The following is a 26,874-nucleotide window of genomic DNA, read 5'->3' on the forward strand; positions in this document are numbered from 1 at the left end:
TTTTATTTTATTTAGTACTAAATTACAAAAATTGCCCAAGGGTAAGTTGTTTTATTTTTCCATAAAATACACTTCTTCATAAGGCTGGATTAATACCCATCCGTGTCCTGAGAACTTCATCTGGAATTCTTCACCGCTTCCTCTTCCGATAAGACTCTTAAAAGAAACATTGGTTTTCAGTTCCGGGCTGAGGTTTCCAGACCAGGCAACAGTAGCATTGGGGTCTGTGAAAACCGGCGTATCAGGCGTTACAAGCAGGGTTAAAGGATCACCATGGGTCGTAATGGCAATATGGCCTGTTCCGGAAAGTTTTACCTGGAAAAGACCACCGGACATCATTCCAGCGATACTTTTCAGCATCGTAATATCACTATTTACACTTTGTTCATGAGCCAGTACATCATTACCATTCACACAAACCGATTCATTGTTCAGATAAAGGATACGAACTTTCTTACCAGAGTCAGCAACATACAGTTTTCCTATACCTTCAGCTTTCATCAATTTGCTTCCTTCGCCACTGATCGCTTTTTTCAATAGGTTTCCAAGGCCGCCTGCCAGCATTCCCTGTCTTTCAAAGTTGATGTTGCCCACATAGCTTACCATGCTTCCTCTCTTAGTCCACACCGCTTGATTATTAAGGTTGATCTCTAAAAGATGTTTGGTTTCCAGTTCAAAATAATCTCTTTGCTGCGGGTTTTCTTTTGTTTCGTTGATAAATGCTTCAATTGAATATTTACTCATAATTATAATTTTTTTAATTTGTTGTTTTATAATGTTAGTGTTTTAGTTTGTCGAGTTTATACTCCCGTTTGTTACTGTAGGATTCATATCCACAAATTCATAGTCTTCAAAATTGGTAATTTATGATTTGAAGACTTCAGTGGCTTTTCTCATACAATTTTGGCGGCGTTCTTCATCTTCTTCTTCACTGTTTCATCAACATGGGCATAATAATCTTCAGTTTTTAAATGAAAATCAAACCCAGATCAATCTATACTTATCAATATGCCGACTCTAGTTGGAAACTTCAATTTTATGTCTGTCAGAGTACGGATTATCAGTGAGGTATATTTTATTTTCCGATTTCATGTTATCATTCAATTTTTTCAAAAATACTCTTTTTAGGCTTTAAAATTCCCCCGTAAAATCACGGTTTTATATCTGATTGAAAATAATACTTGACAAAGGGGTGTTCAATGTCGTATATTTGCACTCCGAAAATTACACCTTGTAATTTCAATAATTTTTAAACCGTAATTTAAAAAATGAAAACATCAGATTTTAATTTTGATCTTCCTGCGGAATTATTGGCAGAACACCCATCAGAGCACAGAGACGAAGCTAGATTAATGGTTCTTGATAGAAAGACACAAACTATCGAGCACAAATTATTCAAAGATGTAGTGGATTATTTTGACGAAGACGATTTGTTCATCTTCAACAATACTAAGGTTTTCCCTGCACGTCTTTATGGAAACAAAGAAAAAACAGGTGCTAAAATTGAAGTTTTCCTTTTAAGAGAGCTTGATAAGGAAACAAGAGTATGGGACGTTTTGGTAGATCCGGCAAGAAAAATCAGAATTGGTAACAAATTATTCTTCACAGAAGATGAGTCTTTGGTAGCTGAGGTTATCGATAACACTACTTCAAGAGGAAGAACATTAAGATTCTTATTCGACGGTTCTTACGACGAATTCAGATCAAAACTAAAGGAATTAGGAGAAACTCCACTTCCAAAATATATCAAAAGAGCAGTAGAGCCGGAAGATGCAGAAAGATACCAGACGATCTATGCTAAAGTTGAAGGAGCAGTAGCTGCCCCTACAGCAGGTCTTCACTTCTCTAAGCATTTGATGAAGAGATTAGAGATCAAAGGAATCAATTTTGCTGAAGTTACCCTTCACGTAGGATTAGGAACTTTCAACCCAATTGAGGTAGAAGATCTTTCTAAGCACAAAATGGAATCTGAAGAGATCATCATTGATGAGAAAAATGCTTTGATTATTAATAAAGCAGTAGAATCTCACAGAAGAGTTTGTGCAGTAGGAACAACTACGATGAGAGCGTTGGAAACTTCTGTTTCTTCAAACAAAAAAATCTCTGCTTTCAACGGTTGGACAAATAAATTCATTTATCCGCCTCACGATTTTGGAGTTGCTAACTCAATGATCACGAACTTCCACACACCGAAGTCTACATTGATTATGATGATTGCTGCATTTGCTGGAAGAGATTTCATTATGCATGCTTATGAAGAAGCCGTAAAAGAAAAGTATAAGTTCTATTCTTACGGTGATGCAATGTTAATTCTATAAAAAAGATATTAGGTAATAGGTTGCAGGTAGAAGTTACCTGCAACCTACAACCTAATATCTACAACCTTACAATGAAAGACATCCGTACATTATCACTAGATCAGCTTAAAGAATACTTCGTATCTTTAGGAGAAAAGCCGTTTCGCGCGAAGCAGGTCTATGACTGGCTATGGAGTAAAAACCTCCATTCGATCGATGAAATGACGAATCTTTCGAAACCTCTTCGTGAAAGAATTTCCGAAGAATATACCATTAATCCTGTTTCTGTAGATCTTCTTCAAAAAAGTTCAGATGGAACCATCAAAAATGGAGTGAAACTTCATGATGGGTTATTGGTAGAATCTGTTCTTATTCCAACAGAAACAAGAACAACAGCTTGTGTATCTTCACAGGTAGGCTGCTCATTGAACTGCGAATTCTGTGCTACCGCAAAACTGAAAAGGATGAGAAACCTTGAGGTGGCGGAGATTGTAGATCAGGTTGCTTTAATTGACAGCCAAAGCAGAATGTATTTTGACAGACCACTTTCCAATATCGTATTCATGGGAATGGGAGAACCGATGATGAACTACAAAAATGTAGTGGAAGCCATCAGAAAGATCACTCAGCCGGAAGGATTAGGAATGTCTCCAAGAAGAATCACTGTTTCTACTTCAGGAATTCCAAAAATGATCAAAATGCTTGCTGATGATGAATTGCGTGTGAAACTGGCACTTTCTCTTCATTCGGCGATTGAAGTAAAACGTAATGAAATAATGCCTTTCTCTGATAAATTCCCGTTAACGGATATTATGGAGGCTCTTCAATATTGGTATCAGAAAACAGGTTCAGTAATTACTTTCGAATACTGTGTATGGAAAGGAATTAATGATGGTGATGAAGATATTAAAGCCTTAATCAAATACTGTAAGCAGGTTCCTTCAAAAGTGAACCTTATTCAATACAACCCAATCGGAGACGGGAAATATGACCAGTGTAATAAGCAGGCTGAAGAGAATTATATCCGTCAGCTTGAAAATGCAGGGGTTACTGTAATGGTCAGAAGAAGCCGGGGAGGTGATATTGACGCTGCTTGCGGACAGTTAGCGAACAAAACAGCTGATTAAAATTTCCTTAAAAAAACCTTAAAATTCCCTTAAAGCACCATCTAAAAACCTAACTTTGCACAAAATTATTTTGTGATGATGGATTTTCTTATGAGCGAGGACGGGCTGGAACATGTATATGCCTGGGCTGTTCCCTTGCATGCTACAGTTATTTTAGCAGAAATGATTTACAGCCACGTTTCAGAGGCTAAACTATACAGTGGAAAAGATCTTGCTACAAACGTTTATCTTGCATTGATGAACTTTGGTCTTGACCTGATTATGAAGGCGTTTGCAATGGGGGTGATGTTTTTCTTTTACAACCACAAACTTTTTTCGTGGGATCTTAGTATCTGGTATCTACTTGCTTGTTTTATAATCACGGATTTTGCCTACTATGTATTGCATTATGTAGATCACCGTTCCAGAGCATTCTGGGCTGTTCATATTACACACCATAGTTCAGAGTTCTTTAATCTTACCACTGGATTCAGAAGCCCGGTTTTGCAGCCGCTTTACAGATATTTATACTTTTCACCATTAGCCTTTTTAGGATTCAATCCTTGGCATATCATGGTGGCTTACGCTATCGGGCAGGTATATGGAACATGGGTACATACACAGACGGTAAAGAGTATGGGATTCTTAGAGCATATTCTGGTTACTCCTTCCCATCACCGAGTACACCATGCCTGTAACATTAAGTATCTGGATAAAAACATGGGAATGTGTCTGATTATCTGGGATAAAATATTTGGAACCTTCCAGAAAGAAGATCCGAATATTCCGGTAAAATATGGAATCTATCCTAAAATGCCGGACAACAGACCTGATACAGTACTCTTTTATGAATGGAGAAAAATCTGGAAAGATCTGAAACAACCGGGATTAAAATTCACTGATAGAATCAACTATATTTTCAACTCACCGGGATGGAGACATGACGGAACAGGAAAAACAGTAAGACAATACCAGAAAGAATACTTTGCAAAGCAGGCACAAAAAGAGCAGGTAAAGAATCAGCAGCAACAGAAAACTGCTTAATTTTAAAAATAAAATCAATAAAAATCTCTAAGAAAGACGGGCTTTTTGCTCGTCTTTCTTTTTTCTTCCTTTTCGTATGTAATACTTATACTTCCAAACTTCAAAATAGAATCACACCCCTTGTAACTCATCAAGAAATTCTAACCCACATCAGCTCAGCAACCTTCCATTTAAACTAAAAGTCCTATTTTTACATTATGAAAAGAACATTTCTGCTATTGGCTTTTCTTGCCTTTCAAACTGCATTTTCACAACAGACCGATTTTCTGAAAATAAAGAGATACAGAATCAACCATTTGGATGATAAAATCCAGGAGACCTCCGGACTTACTATTTTTAATGGAAAATTATATACTTTTAATGACAGTGGAAACGCTCCGGAACTGTTTGAAATCAATAAAACTTCCGGAGAAATAATCAAAACTCTACAAGTAAATGCTAAAAATACCGATTGGGAAGCGTTAACAAATGACGGCAACAATTTTTATATTGGAGATTTCGGAAATAATGACGGAAGCAGAAGACATCTTACTATTTTTAAAGTTCCTTTTCAAGGAGATAGCCTGCTAAATAATCAGGTAAAAGAAATTAAATTCCATTATCCGGAGCAAACTGATTATAAATCAAGTTATTTTAATACCGACTATGATGCAGAAGCTATGGTGTATGCCCATGGAAAACTTCATCTTTTTACCAAAGAATGGGTTTCAAAATCAACGGTGCATTATGTCATTGATCCTGAACTGAACGAAAAACAGGATGCTGTAAAGGCAGAAACCTATAAAACAAACTTTATGGTAACCGATGCTGCTTACTTTGATAAAAAGCTTTATTTGGTAGGTTATAGCAAGAAAACAGAGGTGTTTATGGATGTTTTTACAGAAACTGAACCAGGAATATTTTTTAAAGAAAGACCAAAACATTATTATTTAGGAAGTGCCCTGTCGATAGGGCAGATTGAAGGGATTGCCGTAGATGAAACAGGAATTTCTATTTCAGGAGAAAAGTTTAAATCTCCATTGGGAAAGACAAAGTCCTCCCTTTATTTTATCCCCAAAGAGCAACTCAAGGATTAATTTTCTCTTAAAATTGAGCGAAAAAAATTATCTTTGTGATAATTAACGATTATTCACCCAGCATTCGCAGATTTTGGCAAATACAGTAGAAGAAATTAAACGACCGATCAATGATGAAATGAAACTTTTTGAACAGAAGTTTTATGAGTCAATGCAGAGTAAAGTAGCTTTATTAGATAAAGTAACCCGTTTTATTGTTACCACCAAAGGGAAGCAGATGCGTCCTATGTTTGTCTTTCTTTGTGCCAAGCTGACAGGAAATGTTACCGAAAAAACCTATCGTGGAGCCTCCATGATTGAGCTTATTCATACTGCTACTTTGGTGCATGATGATGTGGTGGATGAAAGTTTTAAACGTCGTAATTTCTTTTCTATTAATGCTTTATGGAAGAATAAGATTGCTGTTTTGGTAGGAGATTATCTGTTGTCAAAATCCGTATTATTATCTACAGACCATAAAGATTACGATTTATTGGGGGTGATTTCAAGAACGATCCGTGAAATGTCTGAAGGAGAGCTTCTTCAGTTAGAAAAAGCAAGAAAACTGGATATTACGGAAGATGTTTATTATGAAATTATTCGTCAGAAAACGGCTACTTTAATTGCTGCCTGTTGTGAGATAGGGGTGCTTTCCAATAATGCAGACGAAGCCCTTGCTAAGAAGATGATGGACTTCGGAACATTTACAGGAATGGCTTTCCAGATCAAAGATGATCTTTTTGATTATTTAAGTTCTAATGTCATTGGTAAGCCGGTTGGAATTGATATTAAAGAACAGAAAATGACGCTGCCTTTAATTCATACCCTTAAAATTGCCGGCGAAAAGGACAGAAAATACTATTTCGATACCATTAAGCGTTATAATAACAATCCAAAACGCGTAAAAGAACTGATAGAGTTCGTTAAAAATTCCGGTGGATTGGAATACGCTGTTACGGTAATGAAAGATTTCCAACAAAAGGCAAAAGATATCCTGAATGAATTCCCGGAATCTGAAGCAAGAAAGTCTTTACACATTATGCTGGATTATGTAATTGAGAGAAAATTTTAAATTAAATAATTTTCAGGGTTACAATAATAACGGCTAGAACTATACAAAATAAAGCAATTAAAAATAAATAATCCGCAATGCTCTCAAATGAGTATTCCCGCCTTTTATTTCCTGTTCTGATCGCAAGAAATGAAAAGAAACAGCTGCATGCAAAAAGAATACAGGCCAGTCCTGCAAATTCGTCTAAATATGTATTGTGGCTGATCTTAGCGATTTTTAATGAGGTGATAATAATCAACGAAAACCCTAAAAGATTGCTGGATGCATTCAGAATATGAGGTGATTTTTTTTCCATCTTTACAATTTTTTTCAAAATAAAGCACAATTTTTTTTATTATCAAATTTTTAAAAAAGATTATTAAAAATTAAAATTAATTTAAAAAGTGTATATTAGCGGAATACTTGAAGAACAAAAACTTTTTTACTTAGCTATGCAAACAACCTATATTGAAACACAGCAAATATCCTTCCAGGACTTTAAAAATCAAATACTTGATGATTACAGGCTAGGAAGAGTTTCTCGTGAAATGTCTTATCTCGGAAGGAGAGAGGTACTTACTGGAAAAGCTAAATTTGGAATTTTTGGGGATGGAAAGGAACTTCCTCAGCTTGCAATGGCGAAAGTTTTCAGAAATGGAGACTTCCGTTCAGGGTATTACAGAGACCAGACTTTTGCATTGGCCATTAATGCTTTAACCGCAGAAAGTTTCTTTGCACAGATGTATGCTGATACAAGTGTAGAAAGAGAGCCGGCTTCAGCAGGAAGACAAATGAACGGGCACTTTGCTACAAGAAGTTTAAATGAAGACGGAAGCTGGAAAGATTTAACGGCACAGAAAAACATTTCTTCCGATATTTCTCCTACAGCAGGCCAGATGCCAAGATTATTAGGATTGGCTCAGGCTTCTACTATCTATAAAAATGTAAAATTTGACGGTTCTGAGAAGTTTTCAAGAGAAGGAAATGAGATTGCTTTCGGAACAATAGGTGATGCTTCTACAGCAGAAGGCCACTTCTGGGAAACATTGAATGCTGCTTGTGCACTTCAGGTTCCTATGATTGTATCGATCTGGGATGACGGATACGGAATTTCTGTTCCTACTAAAAACCAGAGAGCAAAAGCTGATATCAGTGAAATGCTAAGCGGTTTCCAAAGAAAAGAAGGAGAGAATCAAGGTTGTGAAATCATCCAGGTGAAAGCTTGGGATTATGCAGCATTATTGGATGCTTATGCGAAGGCAGAGCATTTTGCAAGAACAGAAAGTGTCCCTGTAGTAGTACACGTGGTAGATGTTACCCAGCCTCAAGGGCATTCTACATCAGGATCTCACGAAAGATATAAAAATGAAGCACGTTTAGCTTGGGAAGCTGAGTTTGATGGATTGGTGAAGTTCAAAGAGTGGATTCTGAACTATTCTATTGAAATTGATGGAAAAGAAGAAGTAATTGCTACTGCTGAAGAATTGGAAGCCATTGATGAAGAAGCTAAAAAAACAGCTAAAGCTGGACAAAAAACAGCTTGGGAAAACTATCAAAGAGCTATTAAAGAATTAATTCAGTCTATTGTTCCTTTAGTAGAAAATATTAAAGGTCAGAATACTGAAGTAGAAGCAGCACTTACTCACTTCAATAAATTGGTTTCAAAAGCTAAGAAAGATGTATTCCACTTAGCAAGAAAAGCTTTATTGGCAACGAGAGGTACCCAGTCTGCGGAAAGAAGCCAATTGATGCAGAAGTACAATGAAGTATTTGAAATCGAAAAAGATAACTATTCTTCTCATTTATACTCTCAGTCTGAATGGAAAGCTGAAAACATTCAGGAAATTAAGCCTGTATATTCAGACAGCTCTGAAGATGTAGACGGAAGAGTAGTGATCAGAAATAACTTTGATAAAATCTTTGAAAAATATCCTGAAACATTAATCTTTGGAGAAGATACTGGAAACATCGGTGACGTAAACCAGGGATTAGAAGGAATGCAGGAAAAATACGGAGCATTACGCATTGCTGATACCGGAATTCGTGAAGCTACAATTCTTGGACAGGGAATTGGTATGGCGATGAGAGGGCTGAGACCTATCGCTGAAATCCAGTATCTAGACTACGTTCTTTACTGTTTACAGGGAATGAGTGATGATCTTGCAACTGTACATTACAGAACGAAAGGAGGTCAGAAAGCTCCATTAATCATCAGAACAAGAGGCCACAGATTAGAAGGTATCTGGCACTCAGGTTCTCCAATGGCGGGGATTCTTAACCTTTCCAAAGGTATTTTAGTACTGGTGCCAAGAAACCTTACGAAAGCTGCCGGATTCTATAACACCATGCTTCAGGCTGACGAACCTGCGATCATCGTAGAATGTCTGAACGGATACAGATTGAAAGAGAAGCAACCGGATAACTTAGGAGAATTCACAGTTCCTGTAGGTAAGATTGAAGTAACAAAAGAAGGAAAAGACGTTACTTTGGTTACTTATGGTTCTACATGGAGAATTGTAACAGAAGCAGCTAATGAGTTGGAAAAATTGGGTGTTTCTGCGGAAGTAATCGATATCCAGTCGTTAATTCCTTTCGATTTATCTCACGAAATTGCTGAAAGTGTTAAGAAAACGAACAGATTGGTTGTAATTGACGAAGATGTGGAAGGAGGAACAACAGGATTCATCTTACAACAGATTTTAGAAAAGCAAAAAGCGTTCAGATATCTTGATTCAGATCCTTTAACGATCTCCGCTAACGATCACAGACCAGCGTATGCAAGTGATGGTGACTATTTCAGTAAGCCGTCTGCAGACGATATGGTAGAAAAGATCTACGCGATGTTTAACGAAACTAACCCTCAGAAATATCCTGCGATATTCTAATCGGGATTAAAAATAAATTATAAACCGCTTTCAGCTATTGAAAGCGGTTTTTTTATAGGGAATTAATCAATTTTGTTTTTGTAATTATAAAAATATGTGCATTTTTATAGTGAAAACGCTATCCATGAATTACATTAAAAAATTATTTCAATTATCTGTCTTATTTTTCAGTATTTTATTCTATTCTCAATCAGACAAAAAAGAGGCTCTGCATGGGAACTTTACCTATCAGTTAAAAGCTAAACTCAATACACAGATCCCTGATGATGTATACGAAGAATTTTTCTCTTTGTACATTGGTGAAAATCGCGCTTTTTTTGCGAGTACCCAATCTCTTAAAAAAGATACAGTGATGGCAAACTCTATTGTATCCACCAAAAATCCCGATGGAAGCATAGTCATGGGATTCAAAAATGGTACATCACTACCAAAAACAAAATTTCCCTATACCATCATACAATCCAATGATAAAGTGCAGTACTTTCAACAGGTCGGAATGTCAGTACTTACTTATAAAGAGCCTGTAATAGGGAATTGGAAGCTTATAGATGAAACAAAAATGATCAATACAATGAACTGCAAAAAAGCAACAGTTACTTATAAAGGAAGAAATTGGACTGCTTGGTATTCACCTGAAGTTCCACTGCCTTATGGTCCTTATAAGTTTAGCGGCTTACCTGGGTTAATTATCAAAATAGCAGACGATAAAAATGAGTATGATTTTGAACTTGTAAAATCTGTACCTACTTCTGAACTGGAAGGGAAGTCAATTAATATAAAGAAAACCCGATATTCAGGTATTGAGACTACTCAACCGAAATTTAAACAGGCACTAAAAGCCAATAATGAAAATATAGCAGCTGTGTTGGCCAGTTCAGGCACTACCATTTTAGGTGGTCAGGAAAAGATCAATCAAAGGCAGAAAGAGTTAGATCTGAACAGAAAGTATTTAAACCCTATAGAACTGGAATAACTTATATCAGATTAGGAACGGGCTGTCTGATGCAACAGCCCATTTAATATTAATCCTCTTCAGCCAAAGAAATCCGCAATTTATTCAAAGTACTCATCAGAGTTATACTTGCAGTCAATTCCACGAACTCTCTTTCTGTAAAATGCTGTAGTAATTTTTCCTTGATTTCCTGAGAATCATTATTGTTATAAGTTACGGCTTCTACCCAGCTCAAAACAAGCTTTTGTTTTACATCAAAGGCATTGGTGTGTTTCCATCCAGGTAATCTGTTGATCACATCTTGTTCAATACCAAAATCAAGAAGTTCTTTGGCGTGATAACTGCAGCAGTAAGCACATCCGTTTATTTGTGATACCCGCAGTTCTGCTAATGCAATCATTTTTTCATCAATACCGGATTTTCGAATGCTGTAATGGGCTTTATACAGATGGCCAATAGTTTCTTTTGCAATTTCTTTGTAATTCATAATGAAAATTTTTTCTGCAAATTTGGGTCAGAAATAGTTGTAAAATGATATACTTACTTTTTCGTGCTATACTAACCTTTTTGAAAGTAGGTGATGAAAATACCAGGACTGGAATTTGTATATTTGAAGCAAGGAACATCAGAAATTACCATGAAAATTCTCCCTTATCTTTTTTCGCACTGTTGCTGTCAGGATGTAAGGATCATACAAAACCTGTGGAAAAGAAACCTTCAGATTTTGAAGAACCGCTTCTAAACTCTGAGGAATTTCTGCGAAGCTATGTGAAAAATCCAAGTTTAAATGATAGAATGTGTGAAGATGATATTGAAAGGGCTAAGAAAGATTTGAAAAAATATAAAAATATTTATGTAACGACATCTTGTTTTGGCTGCAAAACACCTCCTTATGCAGATGAAAGAATAGAATATGCAACAAAGAATCATTTTAAAGTAATCAATAATGACTATAGCTGTGTTGTTATCGATGGGCAAACTCAGGGATGTTATAAAGCCTTGGTTGATTTAAAAATGTAGGAAATTCACGGAAAAGATTTTCGTAAGAAAATTGAACAGGCAGCTGAAGAATTGATGATTGAAAAGATTAAAACCGGAACAAAAATCTTAAGTGTTTATGACCTATCAGAAGAAGAGCAACCCAATTTGATACAAGAAAATAAGGTTACCAAGAAAGAGGATGTTCTGCTTGTTCAGACAGGGCTTCCTTTGCAACATGAGTTAGATACCTATCCTTTTGATCTCAGTTTTATTGTTGAAAAAGAGGGAACTATCAGCAATTTAAAGAATGAAAACTGGGTAAGTGGTTTTAAGGGGAATGAAAAATACAAGAATGAACTGGAGAATCTTGCGAAAAACAAAATTTTGACCGATTATTCCAAATGGAGGCCAGGGAAATATAAAAATACACTAACCAAAGTTGAAAATAATTTTAGAATTTGTTTTAAGTAAGAGGTCAATAAAATCAGACTTTAGCAGCTTTTTGCTTTTCCTTTATCAATTCTATACAATCTTCTGAATAAGTTCCTTTCACCTGATATTTCGCTTCCCATTCTTCCAAAAGATACAAAATTGGCAATAATGCCAACCCTTTTTCAGTAAGAGAATATTCCACTCTTGGAGGCAGCTCTTTAAACTCTTCACGGATGACCAGGCCATCAGTTTCCATTTCACGAAGTTGGTCAGTCAATACCTTTCTGGAGATGACATTAATGCGCACAGCAAGTTCTCCAAAACGTAATTTTCGGTCTTTAATCACTAATACAATGATCGGTTTCCATTTGCTTCCTAAGGCGGCCATTGCCTTTCCTAAAGGACAGCTGTATTGCATCAATTCATTCTTTTTCATATGTTACTTTAATGTTACTAATGTAAGTTACTGCGAAGTTACCACTATTTTTTTAATAAAAGATACAAAAACAAACTATTATTAGTTACTTTGTGTAACAATTATAAAATGTTATCTTAAATATGAGCACATCATCATTATTTAAACCGTTTCAATACAAGAATCTACACCTTAAAAATAGAATTGTAATGGCTCCTATGACAAGAGCACAATCTGATAATGGAGTTCCAACACAGAAAATAGCAGACTACTATGGAAGAAGAGCCGCTTCAGAAGTTGGATTGATCCTTTCAGAAGGAACGGTCATCAACAGACCTGCATCCAAAAACCTGCAGAATATTCCGGATTTTTATGGAACTGAAGCATTAAACGGCTGGAAAAACGTAATTGATACCGTACATCAGAATGGCGGAAAAATGGGACCTCAGATCTGGCATGTTGGCGATACAAGAATGGCTGAAGATTATCCGTTATTACCAATGGAAAAAGCTTCTACAATGACTATTGAAGATATTCAGGATACCATTGCACAGTTTGCTGCTTCAGCTAAATCTGCGAAGGATCTTGGCTTCGACTGTCTTGAAATTCATGGAGCACATGGGTATCTTATTGATCAGTTTTTCTGGGAAATAACCAATACAAGAACGGATGAATATGGCGGAAAAACTTTAAAGGAAAGAAGCCGTTTTGCTGTTGAAGTAGTGAAAGCCATAAGAGCAGCAGTAGGAGAGGACTTTACTATTATCATTCGTCTTTCCCAATGGAAGCAGCAGGATTATAAAACGAAGCTTGCTCTTACTCCTAATGAAATGGAAGATTGGTTATTACCATTAAAAGAAGCCGGAGTTGATATTTTCCATTGTTCACAACGTCGTTTCTGGGAAGCGGAGTTTGAAGGTTCTGATTTAAATTTTGCAGGATGGGCTAAAAAAATTACCGGCCAGCCAACCATTACTGTAGGTTCTGTAGGACTGAATGGCGATTTCTTGAATGCATTCGCAGGGCAGGGAACAGAGAAAACGGATCTTACAGAATTGGTAAGAAGATTAGACAATGAGGAATTTGACCTAGTGGCGGTAGGGCGTGCTATTTTGCAGGACTATCAATGGGTAAAAAAGATCAAAGACGGCAATACAGAAGATATTCTGGACTTTACAGCAGAAAGTATGAGCGTATTATTTTAAATATGAGAGAGTAAATGGTTAATAAGCTTCGCGGTAATTTTTTAACAGCATATTTTATTCACTTGCGAGGTAAAATTGATCCTTTACAATTCATATTAATGATCATAATTCACTTTATTTTATATTTAATTTTCACCTATTTATTAAAGAATCGGCTTTCAGAATTTTCTGAAAGCCGGTTTTTATTTTTAAAGATTATCTTGGTATCCACATGCTGTGGCAGCTGATTCACAGATCCAGTACATGGGAAATCCTGGTTCTTTGTAAGGACAAGCAATAGTTCCGGGACGGCAAACGATATTAGGAGTTGCTCCACCATTAATTTCTTTTAATCGGGACTTTGCTAATTTTTTAGATTTTTCATGTTGAGTAATTTTGATATTAGTTTGTTGAATGACAAATGTAATCTTTTTCTGAAATATTGCAATACTTTGCACAGTATTGTGATATAATTTGTATTTGTTTTATCTAAAGTTAAAAAAACACTTTCAAAATTTTGAAAGTGCTTTTTTTAGTATTTCTTAAAATCAACATGGATATTCTACTGCCACGCAGTTCCAGTAGGCTGGTTGTCCATTTTCTGCTTTGTATCGGCAAGCTCTTGCTCCTGGTTCACATACTGGGGCATTCCCACCATTGATCTTCTTTAATTCTGATTTTACTAATTTTTTTAGATTTTTCATGTTTAATAATTATGATAGGTTTTGGTATTAATTTTTTTACAGATTTAAAAAAATAAAAATTGTTTACAGTTTCTTTTAGGTTCAAAATAAACCGTTTTTTGGACTCAGAAGTTGTTCTTAACGTCTGCATCCGTATGCTGCAGGTACACAATCCCAATAAGCAGGATAGCCATCTGCCGCAGGATATCTGCATGCTATTTCTCCAGGTTCGCATACCGGAGCATTTCCACCATTAATTTTCTTGAGTTCTGATGTTGCTAATTTTTTTAAATTTTTCATAGGTAATAATTTTTAGTATTAATGAATATTTCCGAATATTGAATAAATACTTTAAGAGATTAAGGGCACTCCGCCGTTTCAGAAATACATCTCCATCTTTGAGATCCATCTTTACCTGTATAGTAACATGCCTGGGTCCCTGTTGGACATTCCGGAGCATTACCGCCATTGATTTTTTTGAGATCTGATTTTACTAACTTTTTTAGATTTTTCATGTTTTGGTGATTTGGTTAATATTACAAATGTAGTATTTTTTATTAATCTCTTAATCTTTTAATAAAAATGATGTGATTAAATTAAAATAATAGGGTGTGGGCCGCTTTTTTCGTTTCTTTGTGAATCTATTAATTTACAAAATAAAGGATCAAAATAAAATGTCGGGTAAATATCTATTCCTTATAATACCATTATTATTTTTCTCCTGTAAAAAAGAAAATAAGCAAACAGAATCTCATTTTAAAAATGTTCCGAAACACCCAAAAGAAGAGCTTCAGGTTGCCTCTCAAAAGATAAAAGCTGATACTGTTATCACAAAATCTACCACATTGCTGTTAGGCCCTGATGATGAAGAGATAGAGGAAATCAAAAAGAAACAGTGCGAAGATAATTTCTATACCATAGCTGATGATGCTAACTATTATTCAGCAGAAATATTTGAAGCTACTCCTGCAACCATTTATACTGGTTATAGAATCATTGATTTTCCAAGAGAAAACTATGTGTTTGACAAAAATAAGTCTGAAAATAAGTGGCTGGTTATTGATTATAAACAAGGTTCAAAACCTGAGATATACTCTCTGGTAGATTATTATCATCATATAACTGAAAAATAATCTCCGAATATATAAAACAAACGCGCTCCTGTAATAGTAGGAGCGCGTTTTTTAACAGATTTAAATATCTAAAACTGTCACATTAAAATGACAGAAGTGATTTCTTATAAACCAATGTTCTTAGTTGGTTTCAACTGCTTTAAGATATTCTTTGGAATCGCATTTTTGTGAACCAAAATAGCTGTAGACTTATATTCAACATAAGGTCTTGTTACGTAAAGGTATCCTGCGAAGTCATTGGTTACTCCCCAAGAGTTTTTCACCATATAATATTCCTTCCCAGTCTGATCTTTTGCCAATCCTACGATATGCATCCCATGATCATCCGTTGTAGAAAGGTTGTTAAGGCCTTTTTGACGCATATCCTCAGTGATGGTTTTATCCTTTTTAGGCTCTGTAAATAAAGTCTGCTTGTTCTCTGCATTGATTTGATCTAAATCCATATCCGGAACATAAGCCACTCCGTTTTTGTAAGAGAAATAAGGCTCAGAAACATCTGTTGCCCAACCTACAGAATACCCTTTAGTTACGGCATTATCGATGATCGCTGTAAGATCTTTCATGGGAACGTTCCAGTCAGAATCATGGCTCCAGTTATCAGGAATTGGAACTACAAACTTCTGGTAGTAAGGATAATCTTTATAAGAAGATAATTCTACATAATCTTCGGGGTTGATTCCTACTACTTCTTTAGCAAAAGTCTTTGGCGTATAGTTTTTCCCCTCATACGTGAAGTTAGCAGGTACTTTTCCTAAGTATTCATCAAGAATAGCATCTACAGAATCCATCCAGTTGTCAGTAAGTTTTCCTTTAGAAGAAGCTTGAACAAGGCTGTCAAGAACAGGCTTTAACTTTCCTTGCATTTCTTTGAAGTTGTTGGTTGTCTGTCCAGCTTTTAATCCAGAATATACATCCTGTGGAACCGCTCCATACTTCTTATACATATTGACAACATCGTGAAGTTCTCCTCCATCACCCCAGCTGATAGCACCGTTATTTAAAACATATAACTTCGCTTTATCATGATAAGAATTTCTTGCGGTAAAGATTTCAGCAAGATCTACAGGTTTTTTGCCCATTCTCTGCATTTCAGATTCAAGGAAAGAGTTTCCTGAGTAGCTCCAGCAAGTTCCTGATGAACCCTGGTTCTTTACAGAAGTAGCCCCAACGTCTTTTAACGTTGTGAACTGAAAATTAGCATTTTGTGAGTGGTTGTTTTTTAACTTGTTGATTAAGTCATCTTGGGCAAACATCATACTTCCTGCAGACAAAACAAAAAGTAATGATGCCATTTTCGCATTTTTCATTACTATAAAAAGATTATTTACATTAATAGTCGTTATTAATAGAGATTTGTTACAAAGGGAAAAGTTAAATTTGAAATTAAAATATTATTCAAAAAAACAAATACGGTAAATTTAAAATCAGTCTTTTGTTTTAAAAAAGTTGATCATGTTTCCAACCCCAGATAAAATTCCTGCATCTATTATAATATAACTTCTGACAATGGAAAGAGAATTACTAATAGAATGCCAGCGTAATGATCGCAAAGCACAGCGGAAAGTCTACGAGAAAATGGCGGGTAAGCTGCATTCAGTCTGCAAACGTTATTTGAAAAACGATGAAGATATAGAAGAAGTATTGGCCGATGCCTTCTATAAGATTTTCACGAAAATAAGCCAGCTTCAGAATCCGGATACTTTTGAAGCCTGGGCAAAAAAAATTGCAGTAAATGAATGTCTCCAGAAATTAAGAAATAATAAAGCCTTATTTATTTCCCTGGAAGAAAATCTGAATGAACCTTCGGAAGGATCTTCAGAGCATATTTCCTTTGAAAAAGATATTCTGAGTCTGCTCAACTTTCTCCCTGAAGGATGCAGAGCTATTTTTAATCTTTTTGCTATTGAAGGATATCCGCATAAGGAAATAGCTTCCATGCTTTCCATTAGTGAGGGAACTTCAAAGTCCCAGCTCAATTTTGCGAGAAAAAAACTACAGGAACTTTTGGTGAATCAAAACATTTAAACTTTTACTACAATGGAAAATAATCATATCGATCAACAATTCAATGAAGCTTCTAAACTTTCAGAAGAACCAACTGTTTTTCCTGGTTTTGATAAAGTTTGGGACAAAGTGGAAGAAAAATTAGATCAGAAAAAAGAAAAAAAGAAAATGATTCCTGTCTGGTTCCCTTATGGAATAGCGGCAAGCCTAATGATAGGAATAGGTGCTCTATATTTCCTGAATAAAAAAGATAGAGAGCAACCTGTAAAATCGGCAATCGCAGAACACAAAATTTTCCCGGAACCGGCAGCCGATACTCATATTGCTAAAATAAATCATATCACAAAAGAGAATCTTCAGAAAGAGAAGAATAAAATATCTCCTAAAGTAGAGAAGGCAATAGTATATAACAATTATGTTCCGGAGCCATTAAGAATTCCTAATCCTGTGTCTATAGCTTCACCGCCGCCAACTATAGAACGCCATATGGAAACTTCTGATGTAGTAAAAAGTATTGATGACGTTGTAGTGACTGGATATGGTATTAAAAGAGATAAAACTTACTCCTCTTCAAGTGTAGCTACGGTTTCCGAAATGTTAAGTGGAACCGTTGCTGGGGTATCTATTTCTACTCCTGGAAAAAATAACAATATAAAGATAAGAGGGCTGAGCAGCATCAATGGAAGCACAGAAAGACCATTGGTAGTTGTTAATGGAATTCCTACAACATTGGATGCTTTGAAGGATATGAATCCTAAACGTATTAAAAAAGTATCTGTCCTTAAGCCTGAGGAGGCAGCAGCATTATATGGAAGTAAAGCCTTACATGGAGTAGTCGTGGTAAAAACAAAACGTTTGCGACAGGCTGAAAAGGAAAAATTGGAAGAATTGTACTCAAAAAGTATAAAGGAATTGGATAAAAAGCCTGAAGATAAGGAAAAGGATCTTCCTAAAGCAGGGCAGCTCACTGCAGGAGAAGTGAATGATTTTTCTAAATGGGAATATTGGAAAGATATAGCTGCTCCAAGCCTTGAAGAATATAAAAATACCTGGAAATTTTACCCGGACAGAAGAGTTTCTGTTCAGTTGACGAACAAAAATAAAAAACCAGTCATTGGAGAAAAAGTAAAACTACTGGATGATCAGAAAAAAGTGATCTGGGAAGCTGTTTCAGATAACCTGGGGAATGCAGAATTATGGATCAGTCCAATGGAAGGGGAAAGCTCAGATTCTAAAAATTATTACTTGTCCGATGCTTCCGGACAGATCATCAGTAATAAAGTGAATGAATTTAAAAATGGTCAGAACCTGATTGTTTTGAATAAGCCATGCCTGGAGAAAAGGAAACTCGATCTTGCTTTTGTTGTGGATGCAACAGGATCCATGGGAGATGAGATTACTTATCTGCAGTCTGAATTGCTGGATGTTCTGAGAAAAGTAGAAACTAATTTAAAAAATTCTGAAATTAGATATGGTTCCGTATTTTACAGGGATAAAGGAGATGAATATATCACCAGAAAATTTGATTTCTCTGATAAAGCTGAAGATTTAATTCAGTTCATCAAACAACAAAAAGCAGCTGGAGGAGGTGATACCCCTGAAGCGGTTGTAGAAGCACTACAGGTTTCCATTGATGATCTGAAATGGAGTTCAGGAAATTCTACTAAAATTATGTTCTTGATTTTGGATGCTCCGCCCCATCAGTCTGAAGAAAATATTCAGAAGTTATATGACAAAATAAAAAAAGCTGCTCAAAAAGGGATAACGATTATTCCATTGGCTGCAAGTGATACCAATAAAGAAACCGAATATATAATGCGGACTTTTGCATTACTTACCAACGGAACCTACACGTTTCTTACTAATGATAGCGGGATAGGAAACAATCATATTAAACCTACCATAGATTCTTATGAAGTCGAAAAACTGAACAGTCTTCTGCTAAGGCTGATTCTCCAGAGAGCTACACTTCCTGAGTGTACAGACGGTATCTCCAACGGGAATATCAATAAGAAAATGGAAACAGAAATAGCCCGTCAGGTGGATGCGAAAACTGTGATTTTTCCAAATCCAACCAAGGGTATGATCAAAATAAGAACAGCGACTAAGATTGAAGAATTATACATCTATGATCTGGCTGGAAAAATAATCATGCGGAAAGAAAACTTGGAAGAAGGTAAAAACACAATCGATATGACTTCATATCCTCAGGGAATTTATTTAGTTCGTGTCCGGACTAATAATAACTGGGAGACTTTTAAGGTCATCAAAAATTAATTTGAAAAAGAGAAAAGAAATTTCCCCGGAAATTTCTTTTTCTTTATTTTAGTACACATTACCATGAAGATGAGAAAAAACTATTTACTGTTGCTATTACCGTTTACTATTACGGTATTGAAGGCACAAAATTCAACCTTATATTATTCAGGAAAATTTTTAAATCATAAAGATAAACCACAAAACTTTTTAAAAGTCTACAATAAAAACAGTGGTGTATATGAACTGACTGATGAAGAAGGATTTGCAATCATTGCAGCCAAGCCCTATGATACCTTAGTCTGGAATCAAGGAAAAAGTACCCAGGTTGTTATGTCTTATCAGCTAAGGGAATTGAAAAATATTCTTGAAAGTCAGGTAGAGAAAAAAAATGTACAGGAGATTTACAGTAAAACATATGACAGTCTGGTTTCACAAAAAAACCATGATAAGTTCAGTATTGAGAATGCTTCAACAATTCTAAATAATAATTCCGATAGATATTTTAGCAGTGTAAGAAAGCTGAAGCAGAGAAGAGACAGTCTGTATGTTCTGAAAGAGCAAAAGAAATGGACGTTATTATTGAATGGCGGATTTACCTCTTCTTTAGATGTTAAAAGTCATAATTCCCTTCCAGCAGCCCAGCATAGGTATGTACAAGGAAGATCCAATAATGGAAACTTGATCTGGAATGGACCCGAGACCAATGAAGTGTTTAGCTTTGGACCTGATATTTCTACATTGGCTTTTGATGGAATCCCGTATCAGTATGATCAGAACGGCAGATTGGTTCCTTTAGCTGACGGAAATAAGCAGGCAATAATCTATAATAATAACCTGTTTAAAACGATGGTTGGATATAACAACCAACTTAATATCAATACAATTATAAAACAAGGATACAAGGAGAAGTTTCGCCTTTCATTGGATTGGGCGCAGCAAAAAAATCAATTATACTTTATTGATCAGTTTAATCTGAGCAATTCTATTAAAACAAAGCTGAACACAGATTTAGGAGGCTATTTGGTGAAGTTTTCCTTTAATTATGAAGAAAATAAGGCGACAAATACTAACAGAATAGGACTTTTCAATAGAGTATTTCAAAATTCTTTACTGACTCCCATTTCGTTTTCAAATGCCCAGCAGACTTTTTTGGATAATGGACAGCAACGAAACTACAGCCAAGATGCTGATAATCCTGCATTTCTTTTTGTGCAGGATCAAAAATACCGCTATCAGAGCCGTCAGAGACAGTTTGTGCTTAATGCAGATAAAACTTTTGGTAACTTTAAATTAAATATCATTCAATCTTATGAAAGTAATTTTATTTGGAATCTGGATCAATATCAACCATCTACCTACGGATTCAATAATGGAATAGGTAATGAAAGAGAACAAAACAACAGGTTATATCACTCCAATATACAAGGGAAATATGAATTGGGTCACTATAACTTTAAGAATGCTTTTAGTCTTAATTTTATTCTGAATGATATTAAATCTGATGTTTACAATAGTCTGATTGATAAAAAATATAATTATCAAAGAACCTCTCAGGACTATATTTTTAATTATAACATGGAAGTCAAGTCCGGTAATTTTGAAGCAGATTTTAATCTTGGAAATTCCTTTTACATCTCTAATACTTCAGATAAAAACAATTACTGGCTTCCAAAGGCGACAGGTTATCTGCGGTTTAAAAACATCTTTGACTGGTACAACTATGAATTTAAAATTTCGGGAAACTATATCCATCTCAGCTCAGAACCCGAGATTACCAGGTCCTATGCTTCTTATGCTTCCACTTTACTGAAAGCAGAAAATTATTACCATTATTTTCCTGTACAAGAAGTGGAAAGCTTCAAAGGGTTATCCAATATCAATACAAAAGAATGGAAAATAGGTGGAAAGATCAATTTCGGATATAATATTAGTCTTGAAGGGGAATATTTTAACAGAAAAACTGAAGGCGACGTTTTTCCGGTATTTGAAAACAATCAGTTAAGACTAAAAAATATGGCAGATCATACGTATAGTGGGTATGAATTTAATTTTGCTTATGACAGGCTTTTTCTGGCCAATGATTTTTTTGCTACAAACAAAATTTCATTTTTCAAATATAAAGATATTGTAGATCGCGTAATACCTAGTTATAACAATACTGCTATTTCAGGATTTCAGGATATTTATAAGACCCTTGCGGAAGGAGAGGTATTGGGTGCAGTGATGGGAAGTTATTTTGAAAGAACTTCTGATGGACAGCTCATTATTGATGATTCCGGATTTCCGGAAAAGGCTGCCGGAATGAAGATCATTGCTGACCCAACTCCTGATTTTGTAATGAAATTCAATCATAATTTAGTCTATAAAAGATGGATTTTGGATATCAACTGGGAATGGAAAAAGGGAGGCCAGATCTGGAACGGTACTCAGGCTGTTATGGATTATTACGGACGTTCTTATGATTCCGGAGAAGAAAGGAACATCAAAAATTATGTTTTTCAAGGAGTATTGGCTAATGGTAATCATAACCAGACTCCGGTGGATTTTTATGATCCTCATCAAAATGTTCTTGAAAACAGATGGTCCAGATATGGATACCTGGGTGTGGCAGAAAACTATATTCAGAAGGCAGATCATATAAGGATAAATAATATTTCGCTATCCACCTATTTTCCTCTGAATAATAGCCAGCGATCTATGAAAATTACATTGTATGTAGATAATATCATGCTCTGGCAGGCGAATAAAGGAGTAGATCCCAACCAGAATTTCTATGATACGGACAATGGAAGAGGACTGGATTTCTTTAATCTTCCCTCTTTTAAAACATTTGGTTGTATTGTTTCATTCAAATTTTAACCCATGAATTTCAAATTTATATCACATATCCTATCACTGAGTCTATTGTTTTCATCAATATTTTTGAAGGCACAGAATTCATTTAAGGATTTTGAAAAAGAAAAGACATATATCCAGACCAACCATGTTTTCTATAAACCGGGAGAGGACATGTATTTTAAAATATACGTAGTGCAGGGAAAGAATAATCTTCCTACAGGAGACAGCAGGGTGGTCAATTTTGAAATCATTGACCCTTCCGGAAGTGTTTTAGCAAAGTCCAAATATAAAATTAACAATGGCTATGCTAACGGATACTTCTCTTTCGCTGATGATATGAAGGGTGGTATTTACAAGATTAGAGCCTATACCAACTGGATGCAGAATGAGGAAGGGAAAAATGTTTTTGAAAAAGAAATTACCTTACAGAAAATAGTATCTCCAAGGATTTTAATGAAGCTTGATTTTCCAAAGAAAGGATATGGCCCTGGTGATGAAGTCACAGCAGACTTTTCAATGCGGAGTCTGGGTAATTTGCCCATTCCTTTTTACGAAGCGGATTATATGGTAACTCATAACGGGGAAATGATTACTGAAGGCAAGCTTATTACAGATAAGGAAGGAAAAAAGCTATTGCAGTTCAGGCTTCCCAAATCCTTACAATCATCTGATGCACTTTTAAATATTAAAGTTAATTTTGATGGATTTACAGAATCTATTTCAAGAAATATTCCTATTGTATTGAACAATCTGGATGTGAAACTTTTGCCTGAAGGAGGTGCTTTAATCAACGGAATAGAACAGAATATTGCATTCAAAGTATTAGATGAATATGAAAAACCTGTAGATGCCGTTTTGGGTATTTATAATCAGAACCATGAAAAAATATCTGAGGTTTCCACTTATAATTTCGGGATGGGAAATTTCTTCTTTACTCCGAAAATAGGAGAAACATATTATGCAAAAGTTGTAAAACCCGAAAATATTACACAGATTTATCATTTTCCTGAGTCTAAAAATAATGGCTTGATATTGAATATCAAAAAAGAAAATGGAATACTTTTATTGAAAACGGTGACTACACAAGAAAAGGCTATTGTTTTAAAAGGGCTTTTCCGTGAAAAAGAAATATACAGCCGTGAGATTTCTTTAAAAAACGGAACCAACGTATTGGAGGTCCCGGAAAAAGACCTGCCAGTTGGAATTTGTCGTTTTACGATATTTGAAAATAATATTCCTCTTGTAGAACGTATTGTTTTTACCAATAAAGATCAGCAGCTGAATATTAAGGTAAAACCTGTAAAAGAATATTACCAGCCAAGAGAAAAAGTAGTACTGAATATTGAAACTACAGATAAAAACAATCAACCTATACCGGCAAATCTTGCCATAAGTGTAGTGGATGATAAGCTTTGGACTTATGCCGATGATAAACAAAATCATATCAGTTCATGGCTTCTGATGGATTCTGAGTTGAAAGGAAAAATTGAAAAGCCCCAGTTTTATTTTGATAAAAAAGAAGGAAAAGCAGAGAAAAGTCTGGATCTTGTGATGCTCACCAATGGATACCGGTATTTTGAACTGATTCCGGAGATTGTTAAAACAGGTAAATACAAATTTTTCCCAGAAAAAAGAGGCACTGTATATGGAGTCGTAGAAGATGAAAATAAGAAACCCATTAAAGCCAATGTTTTTCTTGTAGAATCTTATGGAGGTCAGATTCTCAAACAAACGACAACAGAAAACGGGCAGTTTTATTTCTCAGGGATGGAAGGGAGTGATTCTTATAAATTGATTGCTAAATCCATTCAGCCTAAGCATACAGTAAAAATAAGGGTATTGTCATATAAATTAGAGATAAACCCGCTTGTTAAGCAAAAGCTAAATAACATAAATGTAGAAGAGATTATAAAAGAGGCTGAAATCAAAGAAAAACCTAAACAAATATCACCAAAAACAAATAGCACCAAAAAAGATTCTATTTCTGAAAAATATATTGAGGAAGTTGTGATGGTAGGATATGGAAATTTGATGAGTAAAAAAACAAATACCTCTTCAGTAAGCATTATTGGCAATTCCGAAATTAAAGATTCTAATATTGGGTCATTATTGCAGGGAAAAGTTGCAGGGATCACTGTAACTCCGGCTGGAGAGCAGCAAAGAGGGAATTTTGTGGTGAGAGGGGCTTCATCAATATCAAATAAAAGCCCATTATTTGTAGTAGATGGAGTTCCGGTAGAAAATTTTAATACAGCAATCAATCCCAACGATATCAACAGCGTTACAGTTTTGAAGGATGCAGCAGCAACAGCCATTTACGGAAGCAGAGCCGTTAATGGAGTTATCATTATTAATTCATTTTCTAATAGTCTGGCTCAGAATAAGCTGGATATTACCCCGAAAACGTATTTTGCAGTCCTGTCTATTCCTACAGAGGAACTTATCAAATATTCAGTAAATAAGGAATTTGCCTATCCCGAATATAAAACAACAAATACTTCTTATAGATTTGATTACAGAGAAGCTATTTATTGGAATCCTGTAGTGGAAACCAATAAAGAAGGTAAAGCAAAAGTAGAATTCTATAACTCAGATGCCAATTCCACTTTCAGAACGACGACAGAAGGAATTTCAGCGTCCGGACTTATAGGACGGTATGAAACCACTTATGCCGCACAAAGTTTGATATCTATTGATGCTAAGATTCCACAGTATTTGACTAGAACGGACGAAATGCTTATTCCTGTGGTGATCAAAAACAACTCCAGAGAAACCAGAAAAATGGCAATGGATGTTATTGTTCCCAATCATGTAAAACTCATGTCATCAGACAGCCTGATTACTTTAAAACCTTTGGAATCCGGAAGATTATTTGTTAAAATACAGACTGATGAGGTAGTGGATTCTAATATTCAGTTTATTATAAGATCTGGAGATTTCAGGGAAACAATGATTCTTCCTTTTAAGGTAGAAGAGAAAGGATTTTTACATCAGTTTTCAGTAATAGATAACAAGACGGAGAAAATTCAGATTACGATTCCTGAATATATTAATGGCAGCCTGTTTTCATCTTATTATGTATTTGAAAATGCTGCTTTGAAAATGTTTGATGATCTTGAAAGATTGAAAAGAGAGCCTCATGGATGTTTTGAGCAGCTGTCATCAACAGTATATCCTAATATTTTTATTCTGGATTATTTAAAATTAAGCAAAAAAATTGATGGTTCCACGGAAAGTCTTGTGATCAAAAATCTGAAAAAAGGCTTTCAAAAAATGCTAAGCTATAAAAATAAAGACGGAGGTGTTGGATATTTTAATACAGCGGAGTCAGATGTCTCTCTTTCTGCATTTGCTTTACTTGAGTTTACAGATCTGAAAAGGTATATTGCGATTGATCCAAAGATTATTCAAGGACTATCATCATTTATTTTATCAAAAAAAGCAGGGAATGGACTTTTTGGAGTACGAAAATATTATGAGTCCCAAACAGGACCCTACTCAGAATACGATTGGTCAAGAAATATGTATGTTCTCTATGCATTATCTCAGTTAGGCTTTACAACTGAAATTGAAGATTCTTACCTGGTAATGCTGAAAAGAGCCTTGTTGAAAAAAGATTCTTATCAACTGGCTTTATTGGCCAATGCAGCGGCGAATCTGGGGAAGCATCAGGATTACGATAATTTGATGTTTGCTTTAAATACACAGTTTGAACCCCAAAAACTTAAAGCTGAAACAACTTTTACGGGTTCCGGTGGATATTCAGCCAATGCAGAAACCCTTTCATTGTATATGATAGCGCTTCAGAAAGATGAAAAACTCAATCAACAAACGATAGCAAAAGCAGCAGATGAGCTTTTAAGGTACAATGGAGGCTATGGATTTGGATCAACTCAGGCAACAAGCTTGGCTCTACAGGCGTTGTCTCAGTTTTTTATAAAAAATGAAAAGCTGTTTAGAACTGATAGACCTGCTATTAAAATAAACAATGCTTTAGTATCATCTGGCTTAAATATTTCATCCGCTTACAAAACCGGAAACAATACCATTACTATAGATTACCCTTCAGAGACAGGGCTTCTTTATAAGTTAGAATATCAATATTATACTCTGAAGGCTCCGGAAAGCTCCAATATTCTTTTAACCATGGATACGAAATTAATGTCCGAAAATTCCAGAGTAGGAGAAACCAACAGAATGATAGTCACCCTTAAAAACAAAGTGAATAATCAGCTGCCCATGACTGTTGCTAAAATTGGTATTCCTGCAGGATTAACTCTGCAAACATCTTTATTAAAAGATTTATTAGATAAAAAGCAAGTTTCCTATTATGAGATCTTTGACAATTACCTGGTATTGTACTGGGAACATTTTGCGGCTGAAGAAACAAAAACTATCAATCTTGATCTGAAAGTAGAATTTGCAGGATCTTATACAGGAAAATCAAGCAATGCCTATCTTTATTATATGCCTGAATCAAAATATTGGAATGAAGGTATATATACTAAGATTGAACCATAGAACTTTAACAGAGATTATACAACCCGTTTCATCA

24 protein-coding genes are annotated in these 26,874 nt (G+C 35.3%); 15 read left to right on the forward strand and 9 right to left on the reverse strand.

What is annotated here, in order from left to right; genetic code table 11:
* Positions 1–51: 51 nt before the first annotated feature.
* On the reverse strand, positions 52–744 hold the full coding sequence (locus AC3HD6_RS03155) for an AIM24 family protein (protein WP_488895027.1): 693 nt from the start codon (positions 742–744) through the stop codon (positions 52–54).
* 524 nt (positions 745–1,268) lie between these two features.
* Here AC3HD6_RS03155 and queA point away from each other — a divergent pair.
* The 5 genes from queA (at position 1,269) to AC3HD6_RS03180 (ending at position 6,574) form a co-directional block, all read left to right on the forward strand.
* Entirely contained in the window at positions 1,269–2,318 is a 1,050-nt protein-coding gene (gene queA / locus AC3HD6_RS03160; protein WP_068943993.1) for a tRNA preQ1(34) S-adenosylmethionine ribosyltransferase-isomerase QueA, read from the forward strand.
* A gap of 71 nt (positions 2,319–2,389) precedes the next feature.
* The gene (gene rlmN, locus AC3HD6_RS03165; protein ID WP_068943991.1) at positions 2,390–3,424 is read left to right on the forward strand and encodes a dual-specificity RNA methyltransferase RlmN; all 1,035 of its coding nucleotides are present in this window, start codon (positions 2,390–2,392) and stop codon (positions 3,422–3,424) included.
* 75 nt (positions 3,425–3,499) lie between these two features.
* On the forward strand, positions 3,500–4,447 hold the full coding sequence (locus AC3HD6_RS03170; RefSeq protein ID WP_488895028.1) for a sterol desaturase family protein: 948 nt from the start codon (positions 3,500–3,502) through the stop codon (positions 4,445–4,447).
* A gap of 197 nt (positions 4,448–4,644) precedes the next feature.
* Positions 4,645–5,523, forward strand: a complete 879-nt coding sequence (locus tag AC3HD6_RS03175; RefSeq protein WP_068943989.1) for a hypothetical protein — start codon at positions 4,645–4,647, stop codon at positions 5,521–5,523.
* A gap of 73 nt (positions 5,524–5,596) precedes the next feature.
* Positions 5,597–6,574 (forward strand): polyprenyl synthetase family protein, encoded by a 978-nt coding sequence (locus AC3HD6_RS03180; protein ID WP_068943988.1) that lies wholly within the window; start codon positions 5,597–5,599, stop codon positions 6,572–6,574.
* Position 6,575: 1 nt separating this feature from the next.
* Here the strand turns inward: AC3HD6_RS03180 and AC3HD6_RS03185 are convergent, their stop codons facing one another.
* The gene (locus AC3HD6_RS03185) at positions 6,576–6,869 is read right to left on the reverse strand and encodes a hypothetical protein (protein ID WP_068943987.1); all 294 of its coding nucleotides are present in this window, start codon (positions 6,867–6,869) and stop codon (positions 6,576–6,578) included.
* 136 nt (positions 6,870–7,005) lie between these two features.
* Here AC3HD6_RS03185 and AC3HD6_RS03190 point away from each other — a divergent pair, with 136 nt between their 5' ends.
* Both AC3HD6_RS03190 and AC3HD6_RS03195 read left to right on the forward strand, forming a co-directional pair.
* Complete coding sequence (locus AC3HD6_RS03190) at positions 7,006–9,438, forward strand: alpha-ketoacid dehydrogenase subunit alpha/beta (protein WP_488895029.1); 2,433 nt, start codon at positions 7,006–7,008, stop codon at positions 9,436–9,438.
* Between the two features lie 124 nt (positions 9,439–9,562).
* Positions 9,563–10,411 carry a GLPGLI family protein gene (locus AC3HD6_RS03195; protein WP_488895030.1) on the forward strand — a complete coding sequence of 283 codons (849 nt, stop codon included), beginning with the start codon at positions 9,563–9,565 and terminating at the stop codon, positions 10,409–10,411.
* A gap of 49 nt (positions 10,412–10,460) precedes the next feature.
* Here AC3HD6_RS03195 and AC3HD6_RS03200 read toward each other — a convergent pair whose 3' ends face one another.
* Positions 10,461–10,877, reverse strand: a complete 417-nt coding sequence (locus AC3HD6_RS03200) for a carboxymuconolactone decarboxylase family protein (RefSeq protein ID WP_488895031.1) — start codon at positions 10,875–10,877, stop codon at positions 10,461–10,463.
* A gap of 44 nt (positions 10,878–10,921) precedes the next feature.
* Between AC3HD6_RS03200 and AC3HD6_RS03205 the strand changes: the two genes are divergently transcribed.
* Together AC3HD6_RS03205 and AC3HD6_RS03210 are read left to right on the forward strand one after the other, a co-directional pair.
* Positions 10,922–11,410, forward strand: a complete 489-nt coding sequence (locus AC3HD6_RS03205) for a hypothetical protein (RefSeq protein WP_488895032.1) — start codon at positions 10,922–10,924, stop codon at positions 11,408–11,410.
* Positions 11,411–11,464: 54 nt separating this feature from the next.
* Positions 11,465–11,842, forward strand: coding sequence for a hypothetical protein (locus AC3HD6_RS03210; protein ID WP_488895033.1), 378 nt, complete (start codon positions 11,465–11,467; stop codon positions 11,840–11,842).
* A gap of 13 nt (positions 11,843–11,855) precedes the next feature.
* On the opposite strand, the gene AC3HD6_RS03215 is transcribed toward AC3HD6_RS03210, so the two are convergent.
* Positions 11,856–12,239: a winged helix-turn-helix transcriptional regulator gene (locus tag AC3HD6_RS03215; RefSeq protein WP_185247740.1), complete on the reverse strand. Its 384-nt coding sequence runs from the start codon at positions 12,237–12,239 to the stop codon at positions 11,856–11,858.
* 122 nt (positions 12,240–12,361) lie between these two features.
* On the opposite strand from AC3HD6_RS03215, the gene AC3HD6_RS03220 reads away from it, so the two are divergent.
* Positions 12,362–13,423, forward strand: a complete 1,062-nt coding sequence (locus AC3HD6_RS03220; RefSeq protein ID WP_488895034.1) for an NADH:flavin oxidoreductase — start codon at positions 12,362–12,364, stop codon at positions 13,421–13,423.
* 188 nt (positions 13,424–13,611) lie between these two features.
* On the opposite strand, the gene AC3HD6_RS03225 is transcribed toward AC3HD6_RS03220, so the two are convergent.
* The 4 genes from AC3HD6_RS03225 to AC3HD6_RS03240 all read right to left on the reverse strand — a co-directional run bounded on the left by AC3HD6_RS03225 (position 13,612) and on the right by AC3HD6_RS03240 (position 14,600).
* Complete coding sequence (locus tag AC3HD6_RS03225; protein ID WP_488895035.1) at positions 13,612–13,860, reverse strand: hypothetical protein; 249 nt, start codon at positions 13,858–13,860, stop codon at positions 13,612–13,614.
* A 90-nt stretch (positions 13,861–13,950) separates the two neighbouring features.
* Positions 13,951–14,106, reverse strand: coding sequence for a bacteriocin-like protein (locus tag AC3HD6_RS03230; RefSeq protein ID WP_488895036.1), 156 nt, complete (start codon positions 14,104–14,106; stop codon positions 13,951–13,953).
* 117 nt (positions 14,107–14,223) lie between these two features.
* The gene (locus tag AC3HD6_RS03235) at positions 14,224–14,385 is read right to left on the reverse strand and encodes a bacteriocin-like protein (RefSeq protein WP_488895037.1); all 162 of its coding nucleotides are present in this window, start codon (positions 14,383–14,385) and stop codon (positions 14,224–14,226) included.
* A gap of 59 nt (positions 14,386–14,444) precedes the next feature.
* Positions 14,445–14,600, reverse strand: a complete 156-nt coding sequence (locus AC3HD6_RS03240; protein WP_488895038.1) for a bacteriocin-like protein — start codon at positions 14,598–14,600, stop codon at positions 14,445–14,447.
* 159 nt (positions 14,601–14,759) lie between these two features.
* On the opposite strand from AC3HD6_RS03240, the gene AC3HD6_RS03245 reads away from it, so the two are divergent.
* Positions 14,760–15,218: a hypothetical protein gene (locus AC3HD6_RS03245; RefSeq protein ID WP_488895039.1), complete on the forward strand. Its 459-nt coding sequence runs from the start codon at positions 14,760–14,762 to the stop codon at positions 15,216–15,218.
* A 104-nt stretch (positions 15,219–15,322) separates the two neighbouring features.
* On the opposite strand, the gene AC3HD6_RS03250 is transcribed toward AC3HD6_RS03245, so the two are convergent.
* Positions 15,323–16,525 carry a C1 family peptidase gene (locus AC3HD6_RS03250; RefSeq protein WP_488895040.1) on the reverse strand — a complete coding sequence of 401 codons (1,203 nt, stop codon included), beginning with the start codon at positions 16,523–16,525 and terminating at the stop codon, positions 15,323–15,325.
* A 199-nt stretch (positions 16,526–16,724) separates the two neighbouring features.
* Between AC3HD6_RS03250 and AC3HD6_RS03255 the strand changes: the two genes are divergently transcribed.
* The 4 genes from AC3HD6_RS03255 to AC3HD6_RS03270 all read left to right on the forward strand — a co-directional run bounded on the left by AC3HD6_RS03255 (position 16,725) and on the right by AC3HD6_RS03270 (position 26,840).
* Positions 16,725–17,243, forward strand: coding sequence for an RNA polymerase sigma factor (locus AC3HD6_RS03255; RefSeq protein WP_488895041.1), 519 nt, complete (start codon positions 16,725–16,727; stop codon positions 17,241–17,243).
* Between the two features lie 12 nt (positions 17,244–17,255).
* Entirely contained in the window at positions 17,256–19,499 is a 2,244-nt protein-coding gene (locus AC3HD6_RS03260) for a T9SS type A sorting domain-containing protein (protein WP_488895042.1), read from the forward strand.
* 69 nt (positions 19,500–19,568) lie between these two features.
* On the forward strand, positions 19,569–22,340 hold the full coding sequence (locus tag AC3HD6_RS03265) for a hypothetical protein (RefSeq protein ID WP_488895043.1): 2,772 nt from the start codon (positions 19,569–19,571) through the stop codon (positions 22,338–22,340).
* A gap of 3 nt (positions 22,341–22,343) precedes the next feature.
* Positions 22,344–26,840 carry a TonB-dependent receptor plug domain-containing protein gene (locus AC3HD6_RS03270; RefSeq protein ID WP_488895044.1) on the forward strand — a complete coding sequence of 1,499 codons (4,497 nt, stop codon included), beginning with the start codon at positions 22,344–22,346 and terminating at the stop codon, positions 26,838–26,840.
* Positions 26,841–26,874: the final 34 nt, after the last annotated feature.

It is taken from the genome of Chryseobacterium sp. II3a (assembly GCF_057815135.1).

Bases quoted from the DNA above. Each gene is read 5' to 3' on its own strand.
- AC3HD6_RS03235 (WP_488895037.1), bottom strand. From the start codon at position 14,385: ATGAAAAATTTAAAAAAATTAGCAACATCAGAACTCAAGAAAATTAAT.
- AC3HD6_RS03265 (WP_488895043.1), top strand. From the start codon at position 19,569: ATGAGAAAAAACTATTTACTGTTGCTATTACCGTTTACTATTACGGTA.
- AC3HD6_RS03185 (WP_068943987.1), bottom strand. From the start codon at position 6,869: ATGGAAAAAAAATCACCTCATATTCTGAATGCATCCAGCAATCTTTTA.
- AC3HD6_RS03170 (WP_488895028.1), top strand. From the start codon at position 3,500: ATGATGGATTTTCTTATGAGCGAGGACGGGCTGGAACATGTATATGCC.
- AC3HD6_RS03205 (WP_488895032.1), top strand. From the start codon at position 10,922: ATGATATACTTACTTTTTCGTGCTATACTAACCTTTTTGAAAGTAGGT.
- AC3HD6_RS03175 (WP_068943989.1), top strand. From the start codon at position 4,645: ATGAAAAGAACATTTCTGCTATTGGCTTTTCTTGCCTTTCAAACTGCA.
- queA (WP_068943993.1), top strand. From the start codon at position 1,269: ATGAAAACATCAGATTTTAATTTTGATCTTCCTGCGGAATTATTGGCA.
- AC3HD6_RS03230 (WP_488895036.1), bottom strand. From the start codon at position 14,106: ATGAAAAATCTAAAAAAATTAGTAAAATCAGAATTAAAGAAGATCAAT.
- AC3HD6_RS03190 (WP_488895029.1), top strand. From the start codon at position 7,006: ATGCAAACAACCTATATTGAAACACAGCAAATATCCTTCCAGGACTTT.
- AC3HD6_RS03270 (WP_488895044.1), top strand. From the start codon at position 22,344: ATGAATTTCAAATTTATATCACATATCCTATCACTGAGTCTATTGTTT.
- AC3HD6_RS03195 (WP_488895030.1), top strand. From the start codon at position 9,563: ATGAATTACATTAAAAAATTATTTCAATTATCTGTCTTATTTTTCAGT.
- AC3HD6_RS03250 (WP_488895040.1), bottom strand. From the start codon at position 16,525: ATGAAAAATGCGAAAATGGCATCATTACTTTTTGTTTTGTCTGCAGGA.
- AC3HD6_RS03255 (WP_488895041.1), top strand. From the start codon at position 16,725: ATGGAAAGAGAATTACTAATAGAATGCCAGCGTAATGATCGCAAAGCA.
- AC3HD6_RS03155 (WP_488895027.1), bottom strand. From the start codon at position 744: ATGAGTAAATATTCAATTGAAGCATTTATCAACGAAACAAAAGAAAAC.
- AC3HD6_RS03200 (WP_488895031.1), bottom strand. From the start codon at position 10,877: ATGAATTACAAAGAAATTGCAAAAGAAACTATTGGCCATCTGTATAAA.
- AC3HD6_RS03215 (WP_185247740.1), bottom strand. From the start codon at position 12,239: ATGAAAAAGAATGAATTGATGCAATACAGCTGTCCTTTAGGAAAGGCA.
- rlmN (WP_068943991.1), top strand. From the start codon at position 2,390: ATGAAAGACATCCGTACATTATCACTAGATCAGCTTAAAGAATACTTC.
- AC3HD6_RS03220 (WP_488895034.1), top strand. From the start codon at position 12,362: ATGAGCACATCATCATTATTTAAACCGTTTCAATACAAGAATCTACAC.
- AC3HD6_RS03245 (WP_488895039.1), top strand. From the start codon at position 14,760: ATGTCGGGTAAATATCTATTCCTTATAATACCATTATTATTTTTCTCC.
- AC3HD6_RS03260 (WP_488895042.1), top strand. From the start codon at position 17,256: ATGGAAAATAATCATATCGATCAACAATTCAATGAAGCTTCTAAACTT.
- AC3HD6_RS03210 (WP_488895033.1), top strand. From the start codon at position 11,465: ATGATTGAAAAGATTAAAACCGGAACAAAAATCTTAAGTGTTTATGAC.
- AC3HD6_RS03240 (WP_488895038.1), bottom strand. From the start codon at position 14,600: ATGAAAAATCTAAAAAAGTTAGTAAAATCAGATCTCAAAAAAATCAAT.